Origin of the sequence: uncultured Bradyrhizobium sp., assembly GCF_936943645.1 — a bacterium.
GTDB lineage: Bacteria > Pseudomonadota > Alphaproteobacteria > Rhizobiales > Xanthobacteraceae > Bradyrhizobium.
This window is the reverse complement of sequence record NZ_CAKZJO010000102.1, coordinates 38,444-56,904: the sequence shown is the minus strand read 5'-3', so window position 1 is coordinate 56,904 and position 18,461 is coordinate 38,444. Positions and strand designations below refer to the sequence as shown.

Sequence of the window (18,461 nt, the reverse complement as noted above, 5' to 3'; positions counted from 1 at the left end):
GTGATGGATATCTTTGCCAACCTCGCTCACGGTTTCGTCGTCGCGCTTTCGCCGATCAACCTCTTGATGTGCCTGATCGGCGCGCTGGTCGGCACGCTGGTCGGCGTGCTCCCGGGCATCGGCACCATCGCTACCGTCGCGATGCTGCTTCCGATCACCTTCGGACTGCCGCCGGTCGGCGCGCTGATCATGCTCGCCGGAATCTATTACGGCGCCCAGTATGGCGGCTCGACCACCTCGATCCTGGTCAATATTCCAGGTGAGGCGACATCGGTCGTCACCGCCATCGACGGTCACCAGATGGCCAAGCAGGGCCGCGCCGGCCCGGCGCTGGCGATTGCGGCGATCGGCTCGTTCTTCGCCGGCTGCGTCGCTACCGTCCTGATCGCCATCCTCGGCGCCCCGCTGACCAAGCTGGCGCTGGCGTTCGGCCCGGCCGAGTATTTCTCGCTGATGGTGCTCGGCCTGATCTTCGCGGTCGTGCTGGCCAAGGGCTCGGTGCTGAAGGCGATCGCAATGATCGTGTTGGGCCTGTTGCTCTCCATGGTCGGCTCGGACATCGAGACCGGCGCCTCGCGCATGGCGTTCAACATTCCGGAGCTTGCCGACGGTCTCGGCTTTGCGACCGTGGCGATGGGTGTGTTCGGCTTCGCCGAGATCATCCGCAATCTCGACGCCGGCGCCGAGATGAATCGCGACCTCGTGCAGCAGAAGATCACCGGCCTGATGCCGACGAAGAAGGATCTGATCGACTCGACGCCGCCGATCCTGCGCGGCACCGTGCTCGGCTCGATCCTCGGCATCCTGCCGGGCGGCGGTGCGGTCATCGCTTCGTTCGCAGCCTATACGCTCGAAAAGAAGCTCGCCAAGGATCCGAGGCGGTTCGGCCGCGGCGCGATCGAGGGTGTGGCGGCGCCGGAAAGCGCCAACAACGCTGCGGCGCAGACCTCCTTCATCCCGCTGCTGACGCTCGGCATCCCGCCGAACGCGGTGATGGCGCTGATGGTGGGCGCGATGACCATCCACGGCATCGTGCCGGGCCCGCAGGTGATGCAGAAGCAGCCCGACCTCGTCTGGGGCATGATCGCCTCGATGTGGATCGGCAACCTGATGCTGATCATCATCAACCTGCCGCTGGTGGGAATCTGGGTCCGCCTGCTCCGCGTGCCGTACCGGCTGATGTTCCCCTCGATCGTGATCTTCTGCGCGATCGGCATCTATTCGGTGAACAACGCACCGGTCGACGTCATCCTCGCCGGCGTGTTTGGTCTGGTCGGCTACTGGCTGATCAAGCACGATTTCGAGCCGGCGCCGCTGCTGCTCGGCATGGTGCTGGGACCGCTGATGGAAGAGAACCTGCGCCGTGCGCTGCTGATCTCGCGCGGCGACTGGAGCGTGTTCCTGACGCGTCCGCTGTCGGCGGTGCTGCTTGCGATCGCGGCGAGCCTCCTGCTGCTCACGGTGCTGCCTGTGCTGCGCTCGAAACGTGACGAGGTGTTCACCGAATCCGAGAACTGAGCGCCGCGCCCTGCGTCGTCGCCGCGCACCTGCGTCGGCGCGCCGCATCCTGAAGTCGGATCGACTCGTGTTACGGCTTCGTGAAATGGAAATGCCGGCCTTTGGGCCGGCATTTGTTTTTGTCCAAGGGGACCGACATGACCTTCCTTCGCGCGCTCACGGGCGCATGTGCGGCCGCGCTCGCATCGCTGGGCGTCCTCATTGCGCCGGCCGGGGCGCAGACCTATCCGACGCGCAGCATCACCATGATCGTGCCGTTCGCGGCCGGCGGCCCCACCGACGTCGTCGCGCGCATCGTCACGGCGCACATGGCGCAGACGCTCGGACAGAGCATCATCATCGAGAACGTGGTCGGCGCCGGCGGCACCACCGCGACCACGCGCGCCGCGCGCGCGACCAATGACGGCTACACGCTGATCACCGGTCACATGGGCACCCATGCCGCCTCGGTGCCCCTCTATCCCAAGCTCGCCTACCATCCTGAGAAGGATTTCGAGCCGATCGCGCTGCTCGCGGGCACGCCGATCCTGATCCTGGCGCGCAAGGATTTTCCGCCGAAGGACCTCAACGAGTTCGTGGCCTACGTGAAGGCGAACGCCGAGAAGGTGAACGCCGCGCATGCCGGCGTCGGCTCGGTCTCGCACGTCTCGTGCGAACTGCTGCACTCGATCCTCGACATCAAGCCGGTCGGCGTGCCCTTCAACGGCACGGGCCCCGCGATGAACGCGCTGGTGGCGGGGCAGGTCGATTACATGTGCGACCAGATCGTCAATGCCGTGCCGCAGATCAACGCCGGCACCATCAAGGCCTATGCGATCGCAACGCCGGAGCGCAATCCGTCGCTGCCGAACGTGCCGACCACGGCGGAGGCCGGCCTGCCGAAATTCCAGGCCCAGGCCTGGAATGCGATGTTCGCGCCGAAGGGAACTTCGCCTGCGATCATCGCCCGCCTGAACGCCGCCGCCAGCAAGGCGCTCGACGACGAGACGGTGAAGAAGCGCCTGCTTGAGCTCGGCAGCGTCATTCCGACCGCCGCTGAGCGGACGCCGGAGGCGCTGGCCACCCTCGTCAAGAACGAGATCGCGAAGTGGACCCCGGTGCTGAAACCGGCGACTTAAGCTGCACTTTCAAGCCGATAGGCGGGGGCGGAACGTCGAGTTCCGCCCCTTGTCGTTTGCGCGGAGATCACTCATTTTTCCGGGTATAATCGGTTCGGACAGCGAATCGCCGCTGTCGCAGCGCGGGGGTGGCCGCTAAGTTCGCCGCTTCCCCAAAGGCTCAAGTCGCACATGCACCAGTATCAGGACCTGCTCGAGCGGATTCTTTCAGACGGCGTCGAGAAGACCGACCGCACCGGCACCGGTACATTCTCGGTATTCGGCCATCAGATGCGCTTCAATCTGTCGGCCGGCTTCCCGATGCTGACCACCAAGCGGCTGCCGCTGAAGGCGATCGTGCATGAGCTGTTGTGGTTCCTGAAGGGCGACACCAACATCAAATATCTGAAGGACAACGGCGTCACCATCTGGGACGAGTGGGCGGACGCCAACGGCGATCTCGGCCCCGTGTACGGCCATCAATGGCGCTCCTGGCCAACGCCCGACGGCGGCAGCATCGATCAGATCGCGAAGGTCATCGACATGATCAAGCGTACCCCGGATTCGCGTCGGCTGATCGTGACGGCCTGGAATCCAGCGGACGTGGACAAGATGGCGCTGCCGCCGTGCCATCTGCTGTTCCAGTTCTACGTCGCCAACGGCAAGCTGTCGTGCCAGCTCTACCAGCGCTCGGCCGACGTCTTCCTCGGCGTGCCCTTCAACATCGCCTCCTACGCGCTGCTCACCATGATGGTGGCACAGGTCACGGGCCTGAAGCCCGGCGACTTCGTGCATTCGTTCGGCGACGCTCATCTCTATTCCAACCATATCGAGCAGGCGCGGCTGCAGCTCTCGCGCGCACCGCGGGCGCTGCCCGTGATGCGCATCAACCCCGACGTGAAGGACATCTTCTCCTTCCGCTTTGAGGATTTCGAGCTCGTCGGCTACGACCCGCATCCGCACATCAAGGCGGAAGTCGCGGTCTAGCGCATGATCCGGAAAAGTGCGCAGCGGTTTTCCGATAAGATCATGCGCAAAAAAGAATAGACCGATGTCGCTCAACATCCGCCGCGCGCAGCCCGGAGAAGCCGGGCTCGTTCTGTCCTTCATCCGCGAACTCGCCGACTACGAAAAGCTCTCGCATGAGGTGGAGGCGACCGAGGCTGACATCGCCGACGCACTGTTCGGCGAAAGGCCGCGGCTCTATTGCGCGATCGCCGAATGGAACGGGGAGGCCGCCGGCTTCGCGGTCTGGTTCGTGAATTTCTCCACCTTCAGCGGCCGTCACGGCATCTACCTCGAAGACCTCTATGTGCGGCCGTCGCATCGGGGCAGGGGCCTCGGCAAGGCGCTGCTGGTCTATCTCGCCAAGGAATGCGTCGACAACGGCTGGGCGCGCCTGCAATGGGCGGTGCTCGACTGGAACGCGCCGTCGATCGCCTTCTACAAATCGCTTGGTGCCGTCATGATGGACGACTGGACGCTGTGCCGCGTCACCGGCCCGGCGCTGACGCGGCTTGCGGGGAGCGCATCCTGATGGACATCGTTTTCGTCGTTGCGATCGCGGAGAACGGCGTCATCGGCGCCGGCAATGCCATGCCGTGGCGGTTGAAGGCCGACATGGCGCGCTTCAAGGCGCTGACCATCGGCAAGCCCGTGATCATGGGACGCAAAACCTTCGAATCCCTGCCGCGCCGGCCGCTGCCGAACCGCACCAACATCGTGATCACGCGTGATGCGGACTATCGCGCCAACGGCGCCATCGTCACGACGTCGGCGGCGGATGCGGAGGCGGTTGCGCGCGGCGATGCCCTGCGGCGTTCGGTCACTGAGATCGCGGTGATCGGCGGCGCCGAGATCTTCCGGCAATGGCTCGATCGCGCCGATCGCCTCGAGATCACCGAAGTGCATGCGCGGCCCGAAGGCGACACGCATTTCGACATCGACAGGGCGGCGTGGGACGAGGTTGAACGTATCCGCCATCCTGCCGGCCCCGACGACAGCGCCGACTACTCCTATGTGACATATCGTCGGCGGCGCGGCCATTAACCGCTTTCGCCAATGTTTACATTGACTTTTTCGTGCCCGAGCATAGCTCGGAAGACGGTGAAGGCCGCGTTGTAAGGGACCTGCCTGTCCCCTATAAAGCCGATCCGGACAAAGCGGGCGGGGGCAATTCCACCCTGCCGAGGAGAGCGTCGAATGCCGTGGAAGAATCAGGGCGGTGGCCCATGGGGCTCGGGTCCAAAGGGACCATGGGGCTCAGGCCCGCAACCGGTCGGGCCGAGGCCGCCGGATCTGGAAGACCTTCTGCGGCGTGGCCAGGATCGGCTCCAGCAGATCATGCCGGGCGGCTATTTCTCCGGCATCGGCATCACGCTGATCGTGCTGCTGATCGTCGCGTTCTGGCTGCTGTCGGGCTTCTTCCGCGTGCAGTCCGAAGAGCTCGGCGTCGTGCTGCGCTTCGGCAAGCATGTCCGCACCGTGCAGCCGGGCCTGAACTATCATCTGCCCTATCCGATCGAGACGGTGCTGCTGCCGAAGGCGCTGCGCGTCAACACCATCTCCATCGGCATGACGCTGATCGACGATCCGGCGCGCCGCGGCCGCTCCATTCGTGACGTGCCGGAAGAGAGCCTGATGCTGACCGGCGACGAGAACATTGTCGACGTCGATTTCACCGTGCTCTGGCGCATCAAGCCTGATGGCGTCGGCGACTTCCTCTTCAACATCCAGAACCCTGAGGGCACCGTGAAGGCGGTCGCCGAGAGCGCGATGCGCGAGGTGATCGGCCGTTCGCAGATTCAGCCGATCCTGACCGGTGCGCGCAACGTCACCGAGCAAGGCGTGCAGGAATTGATCCAGAAGACGCTGGACAGCTACGGCGCGGGCATCCAGATCACCCAGGTGCAGATGCAGAAGGTCGATCCGCCGGCGCAGGTGATCGACGCGTTCCGCGACGTCCAGGCGGCGCGCGCCAACCTCGAGCAGTTGCAGAACGAAGCGCAGACCTACGCCAACCAGGTGGTGCCGCAGGCACGCGGTCGCGCCGCCAAGATTCAGCAGGATGCGGAAGGCTACAAGGAGCAGGCGGTCGCCGAGGCCAAGGGCCAGAGCGCGCGCTTCCTCAAGGTCTACGAGGAATACAAGAAGGCGCCCGACGTGACGCGTGAACGGATCTATCTGGAGACGATGGAGCGCGTGCTCGGCGGCGCCGACAAGCTCGTCTATGACGGCGGCGCCTCGGGCCAGGGCATCGTGCCCTATCTGCCGCTGGGCGAATTGACCACCAAGCGGCCGCCTACCACCGGGCAGCCCTCGAGCGGAGGCAACCGATGAGGTCTCCGGTCACAGGTATCGTCACGCTGATGGGCCTCCTGCTCGTCGTGGTCGTCGGCTACATGTCGCTGTTCACGGTTGCGCAGACCGAGCAGACCATCGTGCTGCAGTTCGGTCGTCCCGTCGACGTCGTCACCGCGCCCGGCCTGCACTTCAAGGCGCCGTGGAATTCGGTGATCAACATCGACAAGCGGATTCTCGACCTCGAGAACCCGTCGCAGGAAGCGATCGCCTCCGACCAGAAGCGGCTCGTGGTCGACGCCTTCGCGCGGTACCGCATCAAGGACGCGCTGCGCTTCTATCAGAGCGTCGGCTCGATCCAGGCTGCGAACATCCAGCTCACCACGCTCCTGAACGCGGCGCTGCGCCGTGTGCTCGGCGAGGTCACCTTCATCAACGTGGTGCGCGACGACCGCGAGAAGCTGATGCAGCGCATCCGCGACCAACTCGACCGCGAGGCCGACGGCTACGGTATCCAGGTCGTCGACGTCCGGATCCGCCGCGCCGACCTGCCGGAGCAGAACAGCCAGGCGGTTTACTTGCGCATGAAGACCGAGCGTGAACGCGAGGCGGCCGAGTTCCGCGCCCAGGGTGGTCAGAAGGCCCAGGAGATCCGCTCCAAGGCCGACCGCGAGGCGACCGTGATCATCGCGGAAGCCAACTCGCTGGCCGAGCAGACCCGCGGTGCGGGCGATGCCGAGCGCAACCGCCTGTTCGCGGAAGCCTACGGCAAGGACGCCGATTTCTTCGCGTTCTACCGGTCGATGACGGCCTACGAGAACGGGCTGAAGTCGAACGACACCCGCTTCCTGCTGCGGCCGGACTCGGATTTCTTCCGGTATTTCAGCAACCCGTCCGGCAAGCTGGCAACCGAGACGCCGGCAAAACCGTAAGCTAGACAGGGGGCGGCGAATCTCGCCGCCCCTTCGTCCAAACGAAAACAGCACCACGGGAGGTTCCCATCCGATGAGGTCCATTGCGTTCGCCGACTTCCTCATCGGCCTGGGCATCCTGTTCGTGCTGGAAGGCTTGATGTTCGCAGCCAGTCCGAACTGGATGCGCAAAGCCATGAAGAGTGCCATCGCCACGCCGGACAATATCCTGCGGGTGGTCGGGATCGGTTCAGCCGTCGCCGGCCTGATCCTGATCTGGGTGATGCGGCGCCCGGTTTAGCTCTTGCGCCAACGCCAAAGTGAAGGCGAAAGACCGGTTTTCGCCGTATTATCGGGGCCTTGAAGCCCGTTAAGCTCCGTGCTTGCGCCGTCCCCCCGTTCGAGCGCAGTCTGGACGTCGAATCCTTTCTCTGGAGAACCCAATGACCGCTGCCACCATTGCCCCGACCCGCTTGCGTTTAGGGCTGGCCGCGCTAGCCGTCAGTGCTTTCACTGCGTTCGGCACGCCGGCGGAAGCGCGCGGGCCGGAGGGCATCGCCGACGTCGCCGAGAAGGTGATCGACGCGGTCGTCAACATCTCGACCTCGCAGACCGTCGACGCCAAGGGCGGCGGCAGCAACACCATGCCGCAACTGCCGCCCGGCTCGCCCTTCGAGGAGTTCTTCGACGACTTCTTCAAGAACCGCAGGGGTCCCGGCGGTGGCAGCAAGGGCGGCGATGGCTCCGCCAACCCGCCGCGCAAGACCAATTCGCTCGGATCCGGTTTCATCATCGACACATCGGGCGTCGTCGTCACCAACAACCACGTCATCGCGGACGCCGACGAGATCAACGTCATCCTCAACGACGGCACCAAGATCAAGGCCGAGCTGGTCGGCGTCGACAAGAAGACCGACCTTGCCGTGCTGAAGTTCAAGCCGACCAAGCCGCTGGTCGCGGTGAAGTTCGGCGACAGCGACAAGCTGCGACTCGGCGACTGGGTGGTCGCGATCGGCAACCCGTTCAGCCTGGGCGGTACGGTGACGGCCGGCATCGTCTCGGCCAAGAACCGCGACATCTCCTCGGGTCCCTATGACAGCTACATCCAGACCGACGCCGCCATCAATCGCGGCAATTCCGGCGGCCCGCTGTTCAACCTCGAAGGCGACGTCATCGGCGTCAACACGCTGATCATCTCGCCCTCCGGCGGCTCGATCGGCATCGGCTTTGCCGTGCCGTCGAAGACGGTCGCGGGCGTCGTCGACCAGCTCCGTCAGTTCGGCGAGCTGCGCCGCGGCTGGCTCGGCGTGCGCATCCAGAGCGTGACCGACGAGATTGCCGAGAGCCTCAACATCAAGCCGCCGCGCGGCGCGCTGGTTGCCGGCGTCGACGACAAGGGGCCGGCCAAGCCGGCCGGCATCGAGCCCGGCGACGTCGTCGTCAAGTTCGACGGCAAGGACGTCAAGGATCCCAAGGATCTGTCCCGCGTCGTCGCCGACACCGCGGTCGGCAAGGAGGTCGACGTCGTCATCATCCGCAAGGGCCAGGAAGAGACCAAGAAGGTCACGCTCGGCCGCCTGCAGGATCCCGACAAGGTGCAGACCGCGGCGAAGACCGAGGGGCCGGCGCCGGAGAAGCCGGTGACGCAGAAGGCGCTCGGCCTCGATCTCGCCGCGCTGAACAAGGATCTGCGCACGCGCTACAAGATCAAGGAGAGCGTCAAGGGCGTGGTCGTCACCAATGTCGACGCCAATTCCGACGCCGCCGAGAAGCGGCTCTCCGCCGGCGACGTCATCGTCGAGGTTGCGCAGGAGGCGGTGTCGAGCGGCGCCGATATCCAGAAGCGGGTCGACCAGCTCAAGAAGGACGGCAAGAAGTCGGTGCTGCTGCTGGTCTCCAACGCCGACGGCGAGCTGCGGTTCGTCGCGCTGAGCGTGCAGTAGTCGCGCGATAGGTCCCGTAGGGTGGGCAAAGCGAAAGCGTGCCCACGCATTTTGGCTAATCGAGAGAGATGGTGGGCACGGCGCAAGTGCGCCTTTGCCCACCCTACGGCTGCGGAATGTGCAGCTTGAAACTACCCCTCCACGAACTCGTCCCGCCGATAGCCCTGCGCATAAAGCAGCGCGGTGAGATCGCCGTGGTCGATCCGTGCGGCCGCCGCCGCAGCCACTGCCGGCTTGGCATGATACGCCACACCCAGCCCCGCGGCCTGGATCATCGCGAGATCGTTGGCGCCGTCGCCGACCACGACCGAGTCGATGTCGTCGAGATCGAACGACTCCATCAGATCGACCAGCGTGGCAAGCTTCGCCGCCCGTCCCAGGATCGGCTCCTTCACCTCGCCGGTGAACTTGCCGTCGCGCACGACGAGCTCGTTGGCGCGGTTCTCCTGGAAGCCGATCTTGGCGGCGACCGCGCTGGTGAACAGCGTGAAGCCGCCGGAGACGAGGCAGGTATAGGCGCCGTGCTTGCGCATGGTCGCGACCAGTGTGCTGCCGCCCGGGGTCAGCGTGATGCGCTTGGCCAGGACCTCGTCGACCACGCTGGCGGGCAAATCCTTCAGCAGCGCGACGCGCTCGCGCAGCGCGGGCTCGAACTCGATCTCGCCGCGCATGGCGCGTTCGGTGATGCCTGCGACATGGGCCTTCATCCCGACCAGGTCGGCGAGCTCGTCGATGCATTCCTGGCCGATCATGGTCGAATCCATGTCGGCGAGAAAAAGCTTCTTGCGCCTGAAGCCGGCAGGCTGCACGACGATGTCGACGGGCAGGTCGCCGCGAAGCTCGCGCAGCCGCTGCTCGATGGCGTGACGGTCGGCTTCGAGGCTATTGTCGGCGCCGAAGGGGATATCGACCGCGACGCCGTCGAACAGCCAGTGCGCGGGCGCGGCCTGCGGCAGCACGGCGCGGGCGCCGTCGACGATGGTGGAGTCGAGCGCGGGATTGTCGGGGTTGCAGATCAGCGTGGCGACGAAGGACATTTGAGGTTTTCGTGAGCGAGAGGCAAGTCGGCAGAAGGCCTGTTGGCGAGGCCGTGCTTATCGCAGGCCCGACCGCCAGCGGCAAGTCGGCGCTGGCGCTCGAGCTGGCCCTCAGCGCGGGCGGCGTCGTCATCAATGCCGATTCCATGCAGGTCTACCGTGATCTGCGCATCATCACGGCACGGCCGACACATGACGAGGAAGCCCGCGCTCCGCACCGTCTCTACGGCCATGTCGATGCGGCCGTGAACTTCTCGGCCGGCGCCTGGGTGGCTGACGCGGCCAAGGCGCTCGACGAGGCCAAGGCGGAAGGCCGCCTGCCGATCTTCATCGGCGGCACCGGATTGTATTTCAAGGCGCTGACGGCGGGACTTTCCGTGGTGCCGCCGATTCCTGCCGAGGTGCGCGAGGACGTGCGTGCGCGGCTGGAACGGGACGGCCCGGAGGCGCTGCATGCGGAACTGGCACGTCGCGATTCCCGCGCCGCCGACCGACTGAACCTGCGTGACCGCACCCGGATCGCGCGTGCGCTCGAAGTGGTCGAGGCGACCGGCCGCTCGCTGCTCGACTGGCATCGGGAGGGTCAGCCGCCGCTGCTGCCCAAGGACAGCTTTCGCGCGGTGTTTCTCGCGCCCGACCGCGAGGAGCTTTATGCGCGGATCGATGCCCGTTTCGATGCCATGCTGGGCGCGGGTGCCTTGAGGGAGGTTGAGCGGCTGGCCGCCCGACAGCTCGATCCGCTGCTGCCGGCGATGAAGGCCCATGGCGTGCCGGCGCTGATCCGGCATCTGCGTGGGGAGCTGAGCCTGGACGAGGCCGCCGCCATCGGCCGCGCCGACACGCGCCACTACGCCAAGCGGCAATTTACCTGGTTCCGGCACCAGTTGCCTGAGTTCGAATGGGTGAAGCCGGAAGCGGCGAGGGGGTGGCTCGCGGCGGTCGTCAGCGCGGCGCGGGACCAGGGATGACAACGTCCGTCGTCATTCCGGGGCGCGCGTAGCGCGAGCCCGGAATCCATAACCCCGCGCGCCCGCGTGGCGACGGCTCTTGGCCATCAGCTCGGGAGCCAACGCGTCCTGTGGTTCTGGATACCGGGCTCGATGCTTCGCATCGCCCGGAATGACAGGCGGGCGGATCGGCGCGCTTTTCTGGCCGGGTTCCCCAATTTACCTCTCGCCGAACCCGGGGAACACCGCTACACTGCCAAAATCGCGCGGGAACGGCCGCATTGCCTTGACATCCGGGCTTTGGCCGCTATGTTTCGCGCAACCTTTGGGAAGCCGAGCGCCTGCCATGCGTAACATTATTACCAAACTCCTTATCGCCGTCGTACCCAGGCACACCGCCGGGGATGGCTAGCTGCCATCCACAAGACAGGCGGTGTGCATGGGCCCTCTTCGGGGCCTTTTTTATTTCCCGAACCCGACACGTACGAAGCCGCTGACAACAGCGCATCCGGAGCAAGCCAATGACCGACAAGAGCCACGATCCGAACCAGATGACCGGCGCCGCGATGATCGTCCGCGCGCTCATCGATCACGGCGTGACCGACATTTTCGGCTATCCCGGCGGCGCGGTGCTTCCGATCTATGACGAGATCTTCCAGCAGAGCGAGGTCCAGCACATCCTCGTCCGCCACGAGCAGGGCGCGGGCCATGCCGCCGAGGGCTATGCGCGCTCGACCGGCAAGCCGGGCGTCGCGCTGGTGACCTCCGGTCCCGGTGCCACCAACATGGTGACGCCGCTGACCGATGCGCTGATGGATTCGATCCCGCTCGTCTGCATCTCCGGTCAGGTGCCGACGCATCTGATCGGCAACGACGCGTTCCAGGAATGCGACACCGTCGGCATCACGCGTCCCTGCACCAAGCACAATTGGCTGGTGCGCGACGTCAACGATCTCGCGAAAGTGCTGCACGAGGCGTTCTACGTCGCGACCACGGGCCGTCCGGGCCCGGTGCTGGTCGACGTGCCCAAGGACGTGCAGTTCGCGACCGGCACCTATCACCCGCCGCGCAAATCCGACGTGCACCGCTCCTACGCGCCGCGCGTGAAGGGCGATGCGTCGCAGATCCGCAAGGCGGTCTCGCTGCTCGCGGGTGCCAAGCGCCCCGTGATCTACAGTGGCGGCGGCGTCATCAACTCCGGTCCTGAAGCCACCAGGCTGCTGCGCGAGCTGGTCGAGGTCACCGGCTTTCCGATCACCTCGACGCTGATGGGCCTCGGCGCCTATCCGGCGTCGGGCAAGAACTGGCTCGGCATGCTCGGCATGCACGGCACCTACGAAGCCAACATGACGATGCATGATTGCGACGTCATGCTGTGCGTCGGTGCGCGCTTCGACGACCGCATCACCGGCCGCGTCGATGCGTTCTCGCCGGGCTCGAAGAAGATCCACATCGACATCGACCCGTCCTCGATCAACAAGAACATCCGCGTCGACGTGCCGATCATCGGCGATTGCGCCAACATCCTCGGCGACATCCTCCAGGTGTTCAAGGCGGAGGCGAAGAAGCCCGATATCAAGTCGTGGTGGCAGCAGATCGCGCAGTGGCGCGCCCGCAACTCGCTCTATTACAAGAAGAGCAACGAAGTCATCCTGCCGCAGCACGCGATCCAGAGCCTGTTCGAGGCGACGCGTGGCAAGGACACCTACATCACGACCGAAGTCGGTCAGCACCAGATGTGGGCGGCGCAGTTCTACGGCTTCGACGAGCCGCACCGCTGGATGACCTCGGGCGGTCTCGGCACCATGGGCTACGGCCTGCCGGCCGCGGTCGGCGTGCAGGTGGCCCATCCGGACAGCCTCGTCATCGATATCGCGGGCGATGCCTCGGTGCAGATGACGATGCAGGAGATGTCGACGGCGGTTCAGTACGAGCTTCCGATCAAGATCTTCATCCTGAACAACCAGTACATGGGCATGGTGCGGCAGTGGCAACAGCTGCTGCACGGCAACCGTCTGTCGCATTCCTATTCGGAGGCGCTGCCGGATTTCGTCAAGCTCGCCGAAGCCTATGGCGCCGTCGGCCTGCAGGTGCACAAGCCCGGCGACCTCGACGGCGCCATCAAGGAGATGATCTCGGTCAAGCGCCCCGTGCTGTTCGACTGCCGCGTCGCGGCGCTCGAAAACTGCTTCCCGATGATTCCCTCCGGCAAGGCGCATAACGAGATGCTGCTGCCGGAGCAGGCGAATGACGAGGCGACCGCGAAGGCGTTCGCCGGCGGCAAGGCGCTGGTGTGACGAGAGAGATTTGAGGGGACGACAATGAACCAGCCCGCATCCGCCTACTTCATCGAAGAGCGCCACGATCCGAACGAGACGCACACGCTTGCCGTGCTCGTGCAGAACGAGCCCGGCGTGCTCGCGCGCGTCATCGGCCTGTTCTCGGGCCGCGGCTACAACATCGAAAGCCTCACGGTCTCCGAGACCGAGGCGCAGAAGCATCTGTCGCGCATCACCATCGTCACCACGGGGACGCCGATGGTGATCGCGCAGATCAAGAACCAGCTCGATCGCATGATCCCGGTCTACCAGGTCGTCGACATGACCCAGACCCGGCGCTCGATCGAGCGTGAGCTCGCGATGGTCAAGGTCCGCGGGCAGGGCGAGCACCGGGTCGAGGCGCTGCGGCTTGCGGATGCGTTCCGCGCCCGGGTGATCGACGCCACCACCGAGAGCTTTGTGTTCGAGATCACAGGCAACACCGACAAGATCAACCAGTTTATCGACCTGATGCGCCCGCTCGGCCTTGTCGAGGTGTCGCGCACCGGCGTTGCCGCGATCGGCCGCGGGCCTGAAGGGATGTGAACCATGCTGGCGCGCGACTGGTACTATAACGAGCGGAACCGGATGGGCATCGGGCCCGCTGTGGCGTCGATCTACGACGCCCACGACGATGCCGATCTGCGGGCGCGCGCCGCACTGAAAATGCTGGGAGTCCAGCGCGGCTGGCGCATCGCCGACATCGGCTGCGGCAACGGGGTGCTGGCGACCGAAGCCGCGCTGATGGGCGCCGAGGTCGATGCCATCGACATCTCACCGGCGATGCTGGCGCTTGCCGAGATCTACGCGCGCGATCGCAAGGCGCCCGTGCGCACCCAGTCCGCCGGTCTGCTCAGCTTCGCCTATCGGCCGGAATCCTACGATCTGATCGTCAGCGAATTCACGCTGCATCACCTGCCTGATTTCTGGAAGGCAGTGGCGATGTCGCGGATCTTTCGCGCGCTCAAGCCCGGGGCGACGTTCTACCTGCGCGACATCGTCTACGCTTCGATGCCGGATGCCATCGAGCGCGACGTCGAGCAATGGGCCGACTTCCAGATCAAGAACCACGATTTCGCCCGCGAAGGCGTGGTGACACATATGCGCGACGAATATTCCACCTTCGGCTGGGTGATGGAGCGGATGCTGACCGATGTCGGCTTCACGCTGGTCTCGGCCGACTACCACGCACCGATGCACGGCACGTATCTGCTGCGGAAACCAAGAGCCGGCGAGCAAGGCTAGACGAACAACAACAGGGCTGCACGACAGGGCAGAACCGAGAACAACAATGAAGCCGGCCGATATCCTCATCGCCATCGTGGTGGCGATCATCTGGGGACTTGCCTTCGTGGCGAGCCGGATCGCGCTCGACGAGTTTTCGCCGGAGCTGATGACGGCGATGCGCTTTGCGATTGCGGCGGTGCCGTGCCTCTTCGTTCCGAAGCCGAAGGTCGCCTGGTCGCTCCTGATCGCGATCAGCCTCACGCTGTTCCTCGGCCAGTTCCTGAGTCAGGCCTACGGCATTGCCCACGGCGTGCCGGTCGGGCTGACCAGCGTCGTGGTGCAGAGTCAGGCGCTGTTCACGATCGGATTCGCCGCGATCGCCTTTGGCGAACGGCCGACGCCGGTGCAGACGCTTGGTGTCGTCATTGCGGCCGCGGGCCTGCTCATGATCTGCGGCACGGTGGGTTACGATTTCAGCGTCGCCGCCTTTGCGGTGCTGATGATCGCCCCGATCTGCTTTGCCGTCGGCAATCTTCTGCTGCGCGGAGCCCGCGGCGCGCCGATGTTCGACCTGTTTGCCTGGCTCTGCCTCACGGCCGCGGTGCCGCTTTTTGCGCTCGCGCTGGTCGTCAACGGGCCGGTGCCGACCTTCCAGTCGCTGATCCACATGTCGCTTAAAGGTCTCATCTGCCTGCTGGTGATCGGTGCCATCTCCACCAGTATCGCCTATTGGCTCTGGGGCCGGTTGTTGCGCGACTATCCCGCCGCGCAAGTGGTGCCGTTCGCGCTGCTGGTCCCGTTCATCGGTTCGGCGGCCTCCAGCATCGTGTTCGGCGAGCGGTTCGGACCCTTGCGGCTCGCCGGCATGCTGACCGTGATCGGTGGTATCGCGGTGATGGTGCTGGCGCGGCGCCCGCAAGTCCTGCCCAAGGCAGCGGGAAAGGCAGCGTGAGGTGAACATGTCCCAGTCGCTGTTCTATGCCTTCCTCATCTTCATGGTCGTGATGTATTTCACGCCCGGGCCGAACAACATCATGCTGCTGTCCTCGGGCCTGACCTACGGCTTCCGGCGCACCATCCCGCACATCGTCGGCATCGTCCTCGGCTTCGCCTTCATGGTCGCCGCTGTCGGCCTCGGGCTCGGCTCGGTGTTCCTGGCCTATCCGATCCTGCAGACCATCCTGAAATATGCCGGTGCCGCCTACCTGATCTACCTGGCCGCCGCGATTGCCATGTCCGGCCCGACCAAGCCCGGGGAGGGGGATGGCCGCGGTCCGATGACCTTCTGGGGCGCGGCGATGTTCCAATGGATCAACGCCAAGGGCTGGGTGATCGTGATCGGCACCATCACCGCCTATGCCGCGATCGCCCAATTCCCGCTCAACATCGCGATCCAGACCCTGATCAGCCTGCTCGTCGGCACGGTCTCGACCGTGGTCTGGGCCCTGTTCGGCTCAGCGTTGCGGCCGGTCCTGACCTCGCAGCGGCTGGTCCGCGCCTTCAACATCCTGATGGCGCTCCTGCTGCTGGCCTCCCTCTACCCCGTTTTCATGGATGCATGATGTCGCGGATTTCCATGCAGAAACGGGTTTCCCTACGGGCTGAAAATGCTCTAGACAGCCCCCGAAATCCGCAAATTTCACCCTTCGGACACTGACCAATGGCCGATTTCGGCCCTGAACGAGGAAACGACCTATGCGTGTTTATTACGATCGCGACGCCGACCTGAACCTGATCAAGGGCAAGAAGGTCGCCATCGTCGGCTATGGCAGCCAGGGCCATGCCCATGCGCTCAATCTGAAGGATTCCGGCGTCAAGGACGTCGCCATTGCGCTGCGCAAGGACTCGGGCTCGGTGAAGAAGGCGGAAGCCGCAGGCTTCAAGGTGATGGAAGTCGCCGAAGCCGCCAAATGGGCCGACCTCGTCATGATGCTGACCCCGGACGAGCTTCAGGGCGACATCTATCGTGAGCACCTGCACGACAACATGAAGAAGGGCGCTGCCCTCGTGTTCGCGCACGGCCTCAACGTCCACTTCAACCTGCTCGATCCGCGCGCCGACCTTGACGTGCTCATGATCGCGCCGAAGGGCCCCGGCCACACCGTGCGCTCCGAGTACCAGCGCGGCGGCGGCGTGCCCTGCCTGATCGCGATCGCCAAGGACGTCTCGGGCAACGCCCATGACCTCGGCCTGTCCTACGCTTCGGCCGTCGGCGGCGGCCGCGCCGGCATCATCGAGACCACCTTCAAGGAAGAGTGCGAAACCGACCTGTTCGGCGAGCAGGTCGTGCTCTGCGGCGGCCTGGTCGAGCTGATCAAGGGCGGCTACGAGACCCTGGTCGAAGCCGGCTACGCCCCGGAAATGGCCTATTTCGAGTGCCTGCACGAAGTGAAGCTGATCGTCGACCTGATCTATGAAGGCGGCATCGCCAACATGAACTACTCGATCTCCAACACCGCCGAGTACGGCGAGTACGTCACCGGTCCCCGCATCGTCACTGCGGAGACCAAGGCCGAGATGAAGCGCGTCCTCGCCGACATCCAGGGCGGCAAGTTCGCCCGCGACTGGATGCTCGAGAACAAGGTCAACCAGACCTCGTTCAAGGCAACCCGCGCCAAGCTCGCTGCGCACCCGATCGAGGAAGTCGGCGCCAAGCTGCGCGACATGATGCCCTGGATCAAGAAGGGCGCGCTGGTCGACAAGTCGAAGAACTAAGGTTTGCGTTCTTCGGACGCAGCGCATCACGCAAAGTGGTGCGCTGCTGATCCGGGGTCCATGTGGTGAGATGGGTCCCGGCTCTGCGGCGCATCGCTTCCGCGCTGCACCGCGTCCGGGACAAGGAAGCGAAAGCACAAGCTTCGTGCGCCAAACCAAATCTTAAGCCTTCGCGACTATATTGGAGCGAGATCGCAGACAGCGGTCTCGCTCTTTTCATCTCGCGCCAAGCATTGCTGCTTCAATCAAATTCTTCGCGAGCTGACGTGCCCTCTGAGCACGAAGAACTGACGCTTAAACCACATTCTTGATCTCGCCTCGTTTGTCAGCGCTTTTTCAAAAGCTGCGACCGCGAAAAGCGCTGTGCTGTCAGAGTCTAGGATTCGGCTCTTCATCCGCGTTCTCATGATGCGGTCTATTGCGCCTTTTGACGTTCGCGCGCTGCTTCATCTTGAGAACCGACATCTGCGGCGGCTTCTTGCAGCCAGTCTATGGCTCGAAAAAGCATCATGGATGCGCGGCTTGAGAAGCTGACGGCGTTGCGTCGGCGCGGCCGTATCCTACATTGATCGCGGGGCACAACAGGGGGGAATTGACCATGCGATCCGTCGTCGTCACCGGTGCGTCCACAGGCATCGGCTGGGCTACTGCAAAGTTTCTGATCGGACGCGGCTATCGCGTGTTCGGCAGCGTTCGCAAGCAGGCCGATGCCATCAGGCTCAAGGGCGAGTTCGGCGCCAATTTCACCCCACTGCTGTTCGACGTCACCGACGAGGCCGCGGTCCTCGCGGCCGCGCGAGACGTACGGGAGGCGCTGAATGGCGAGACACTGGCGGGCCTCGTCAACAATGCCGGCATCGCCGTCGCGGGCCCCGTGCTCGAATTGTCGGCCGACGATTTCCGCCGCCAGATGGACATCAACGTCGTCGGCCCCGTGATCGCGACGCAGGCGTTCGGGCCGCTGCTCGGCGCCGATCCGTCGCTGAAGGGGCCGAAGGGGCGGATCGTGATGATCAGCTCGGTCGCGGGGAAGAACGGCAATCCGCTGTCGGCACCCTACTGCACCTCCAAGCACGCCATCGAGGGACTGTCCGAAAGCCTGCGCCGCGAGCTGATGCTGTTCGGCATCGACGTCATCATCGTCGCGCCTGGCGCGGTGAAGACGCCGATCTGGAGCAAGGCGGAGGAGATCGATCTGTCCGTCTACCAGAACTCGCCCTATCTGCCGGCGCTGAACAAGGTCATGGCCTTCATGATGGATCTCGGCGCCAAGGGCCTGCCGGCCGAGCGCATCGCCGAGATCGTGTTCGAGGCGCTCACCGCGGCGAGCCCGAAGGTGCGCTACCAGATCACGCCGGATCCGATGCGCCATCTGATCACGGCCGTGCTGCCGAAACGGACGCTCGACCGCATCATTGCCAAGCGACTCGGATTCCTGCCGCAATAAA

The 18,461-nt window shown here is 64.8% G+C and carries 18 protein-coding genes; 17 read left to right on the top strand and 1 reads right to left on the bottom strand.

Annotated features, from left to right (window positions below; genetic code table 11):
* Positions 1-3: 3 nt before the first annotated feature.
* From Q0743_RS29620 to Q0743_RS29580, 9 genes are all read left to right on the top strand, one after another.
* On the top strand, positions 4-1,518 hold the full coding sequence (locus Q0743_RS29620; protein WP_298244988.1) for a tripartite tricarboxylate transporter permease: 1,515 nt from the start codon (positions 4-6) through the stop codon (positions 1,516-1,518).
* Between the two features lie 137 nt (positions 1,519-1,655).
* Positions 1,656-2,636 (top strand): tripartite tricarboxylate transporter substrate binding protein BugD, encoded by a 981-nt coding sequence (locus Q0743_RS29615; protein WP_298244987.1) that lies wholly within the window; start codon positions 1,656-1,658, stop codon positions 2,634-2,636.
* A 171-nt stretch (positions 2,637-2,807) separates the two neighbouring features.
* Positions 2,808-3,602, top strand: coding sequence for a thymidylate synthase (locus Q0743_RS29610; RefSeq protein ID WP_298244986.1), 795 nt, complete (start codon positions 2,808-2,810; stop codon positions 3,600-3,602).
* Positions 3,603-3,666: 64 nt separating this feature from the next.
* Entirely contained in the window at positions 3,667-4,152 is a 486-nt protein-coding gene (locus tag Q0743_RS29605; RefSeq protein WP_298244985.1) for a GNAT family N-acetyltransferase, read from the top strand.
* On the top strand, positions 4,152-4,664 hold the full coding sequence (locus tag Q0743_RS29600; protein ID WP_298244984.1) for a dihydrofolate reductase: 513 nt from the start codon (positions 4,152-4,154) through the stop codon (positions 4,662-4,664). The genes Q0743_RS29605 and Q0743_RS29600 overlap by 1 nt, the downstream gene beginning before the upstream one ends.
* Positions 4,665-4,817: 153 nt before the next feature.
* Positions 4,818-5,954, top strand: a complete 1,137-nt coding sequence (gene hflK, locus Q0743_RS29595; protein ID WP_298244983.1) for an FtsH protease activity modulator HflK — start codon at positions 4,818-4,820, stop codon at positions 5,952-5,954.
* Positions 5,951-6,847, top strand: coding sequence for a protease modulator HflC (gene hflC, locus Q0743_RS29590; RefSeq protein ID WP_298244982.1), 897 nt, complete (start codon positions 5,951-5,953; stop codon positions 6,845-6,847). The genes hflK and hflC overlap by 4 nt, the downstream gene beginning before the upstream one ends.
* A 73-nt stretch (positions 6,848-6,920) precedes the next feature.
* A complete protein-coding gene (locus Q0743_RS29585) occupies positions 6,921-7,127 on the top strand; it encodes a DUF2065 domain-containing protein (protein WP_270162114.1) in 207 nt (68 codons plus the stop codon).
* Positions 7,128-7,269: 142 nt separating this feature from the next.
* Positions 7,270-8,769 (top strand): Do family serine endopeptidase, encoded by a 1,500-nt coding sequence (locus tag Q0743_RS29580; RefSeq protein ID WP_298244981.1) that lies wholly within the window; start codon positions 7,270-7,272, stop codon positions 8,767-8,769.
* A 131-nt stretch (positions 8,770-8,900) separates the two neighbouring features.
* Here the strand turns inward: Q0743_RS29580 and serB are convergent, their stop codons facing one another.
* Positions 8,901-9,806, bottom strand: coding sequence for a phosphoserine phosphatase SerB (gene serB, locus Q0743_RS29575; RefSeq protein ID WP_298244980.1), 906 nt, complete (start codon positions 9,804-9,806; stop codon positions 8,901-8,903).
* Between the two features lie 11 nt (positions 9,807-9,817).
* On the opposite strand from serB, the gene miaA reads away from it, so the two are divergent.
* The 8 genes from miaA (at position 9,818) to Q0743_RS29535 (ending at position 18,460) form a co-directional block, all read left to right on the top strand.
* Positions 9,818-10,774, top strand: a complete 957-nt coding sequence (gene miaA, locus Q0743_RS29570) for a tRNA (adenosine(37)-N6)-dimethylallyltransferase MiaA (RefSeq protein ID WP_298244979.1) — start codon at positions 9,818-9,820, stop codon at positions 10,772-10,774.
* Positions 10,775-11,274: 500 nt separating this feature from the next.
* The gene (locus tag Q0743_RS29565; RefSeq protein WP_298244978.1) at positions 11,275-13,050 is read left to right on the top strand and encodes an acetolactate synthase 3 large subunit; all 1,776 of its coding nucleotides are present in this window, start codon (positions 11,275-11,277) and stop codon (positions 13,048-13,050) included.
* A gap of 24 nt (positions 13,051-13,074) precedes the next feature.
* Positions 13,075-13,617: an acetolactate synthase small subunit gene (gene ilvN, locus Q0743_RS29560; protein WP_028137987.1), complete on the top strand. Its 543-nt coding sequence runs from the start codon at positions 13,075-13,077 to the stop codon at positions 13,615-13,617.
* 3 nt (positions 13,618-13,620) lie between these two features.
* Complete coding sequence (locus Q0743_RS29555) at positions 13,621-14,316, top strand: class I SAM-dependent methyltransferase (RefSeq protein WP_298244977.1); 696 nt, start codon at positions 13,621-13,623, stop codon at positions 14,314-14,316.
* A gap of 46 nt (positions 14,317-14,362) precedes the next feature.
* On the top strand, positions 14,363-15,250 hold the full coding sequence (locus Q0743_RS29550; RefSeq protein WP_298244976.1) for an EamA family transporter: 888 nt from the start codon (positions 14,363-14,365) through the stop codon (positions 15,248-15,250).
* Positions 15,251-15,257: 7 nt separating this feature from the next.
* A complete protein-coding gene (locus Q0743_RS29545; protein WP_298244975.1) occupies positions 15,258-15,860 on the top strand; it encodes a LysE family translocator in 603 nt (200 codons plus the stop codon).
* A gap of 133 nt (positions 15,861-15,993) precedes the next feature.
* The gene (gene ilvC / locus Q0743_RS29540) at positions 15,994-17,013 is read left to right on the top strand and encodes a ketol-acid reductoisomerase (protein ID WP_097667105.1); all 1,020 of its coding nucleotides are present in this window, start codon (positions 15,994-15,996) and stop codon (positions 17,011-17,013) included.
* Between the two features lie 598 nt (positions 17,014-17,611).
* The gene (locus Q0743_RS29535; RefSeq protein ID WP_298244974.1) at positions 17,612-18,460 is read left to right on the top strand and encodes an SDR family oxidoreductase; all 849 of its coding nucleotides are present in this window, start codon (positions 17,612-17,614) and stop codon (positions 18,458-18,460) included.
* Position 18,461 lies beyond the last annotated feature (1 nt).

Excerpts from the sequence above, each read along its gene's own strand:
- Q0743_RS29620 (WP_298244988.1), top strand. The coding sequence starts at position 4 with ATGGATATCTTTGCCAACCTCGCTCACGGTTTCGTCGTCGCGCTTTCG.
- Q0743_RS29615 (WP_298244987.1), top strand. The coding sequence starts at position 1,656 with ATGACCTTCCTTCGCGCGCTCACGGGCGCATGTGCGGCCGCGCTCGCA.
- Q0743_RS29610 (WP_298244986.1), top strand. The coding sequence starts at position 2,808 with ATGCACCAGTATCAGGACCTGCTCGAGCGGATTCTTTCAGACGGCGTC.
- Q0743_RS29605 (WP_298244985.1), top strand. The coding sequence starts at position 3,667 with ATGTCGCTCAACATCCGCCGCGCGCAGCCCGGAGAAGCCGGGCTCGTT.
- Q0743_RS29600 (WP_298244984.1), top strand. The coding sequence starts at position 4,152 with ATGGACATCGTTTTCGTCGTTGCGATCGCGGAGAACGGCGTCATCGGC.
- hflK (WP_298244983.1), top strand. The coding sequence starts at position 4,818 with ATGCCGTGGAAGAATCAGGGCGGTGGCCCATGGGGCTCGGGTCCAAAG.
- hflC (WP_298244982.1), top strand. The coding sequence starts at position 5,951 with ATGAGGTCTCCGGTCACAGGTATCGTCACGCTGATGGGCCTCCTGCTC.
- Q0743_RS29585 (WP_270162114.1), top strand. The coding sequence starts at position 6,921 with ATGAGGTCCATTGCGTTCGCCGACTTCCTCATCGGCCTGGGCATCCTG.
- Q0743_RS29580 (WP_298244981.1), top strand. The coding sequence starts at position 7,270 with ATGACCGCTGCCACCATTGCCCCGACCCGCTTGCGTTTAGGGCTGGCC.
- serB (WP_298244980.1), bottom strand. The coding sequence starts at position 9,806 with ATGTCCTTCGTCGCCACGCTGATCTGCAACCCCGACAATCCCGCGCTC.
- Q0743_RS29565 (WP_298244978.1), top strand. The coding sequence starts at position 11,275 with ATGACCGACAAGAGCCACGATCCGAACCAGATGACCGGCGCCGCGATG.
- ilvN (WP_028137987.1), top strand. The coding sequence starts at position 13,075 with ATGAACCAGCCCGCATCCGCCTACTTCATCGAAGAGCGCCACGATCCG.
- Q0743_RS29555 (WP_298244977.1), top strand. The coding sequence starts at position 13,621 with ATGCTGGCGCGCGACTGGTACTATAACGAGCGGAACCGGATGGGCATC.
- Q0743_RS29550 (WP_298244976.1), top strand. The coding sequence starts at position 14,363 with ATGAAGCCGGCCGATATCCTCATCGCCATCGTGGTGGCGATCATCTGG.
- Q0743_RS29545 (WP_298244975.1), top strand. The coding sequence starts at position 15,258 with ATGTCCCAGTCGCTGTTCTATGCCTTCCTCATCTTCATGGTCGTGATG.
- ilvC (WP_097667105.1), top strand. The coding sequence starts at position 15,994 with ATGCGTGTTTATTACGATCGCGACGCCGACCTGAACCTGATCAAGGGC.
- Q0743_RS29535 (WP_298244974.1), top strand. The coding sequence starts at position 17,612 with ATGCGATCCGTCGTCGTCACCGGTGCGTCCACAGGCATCGGCTGGGCT.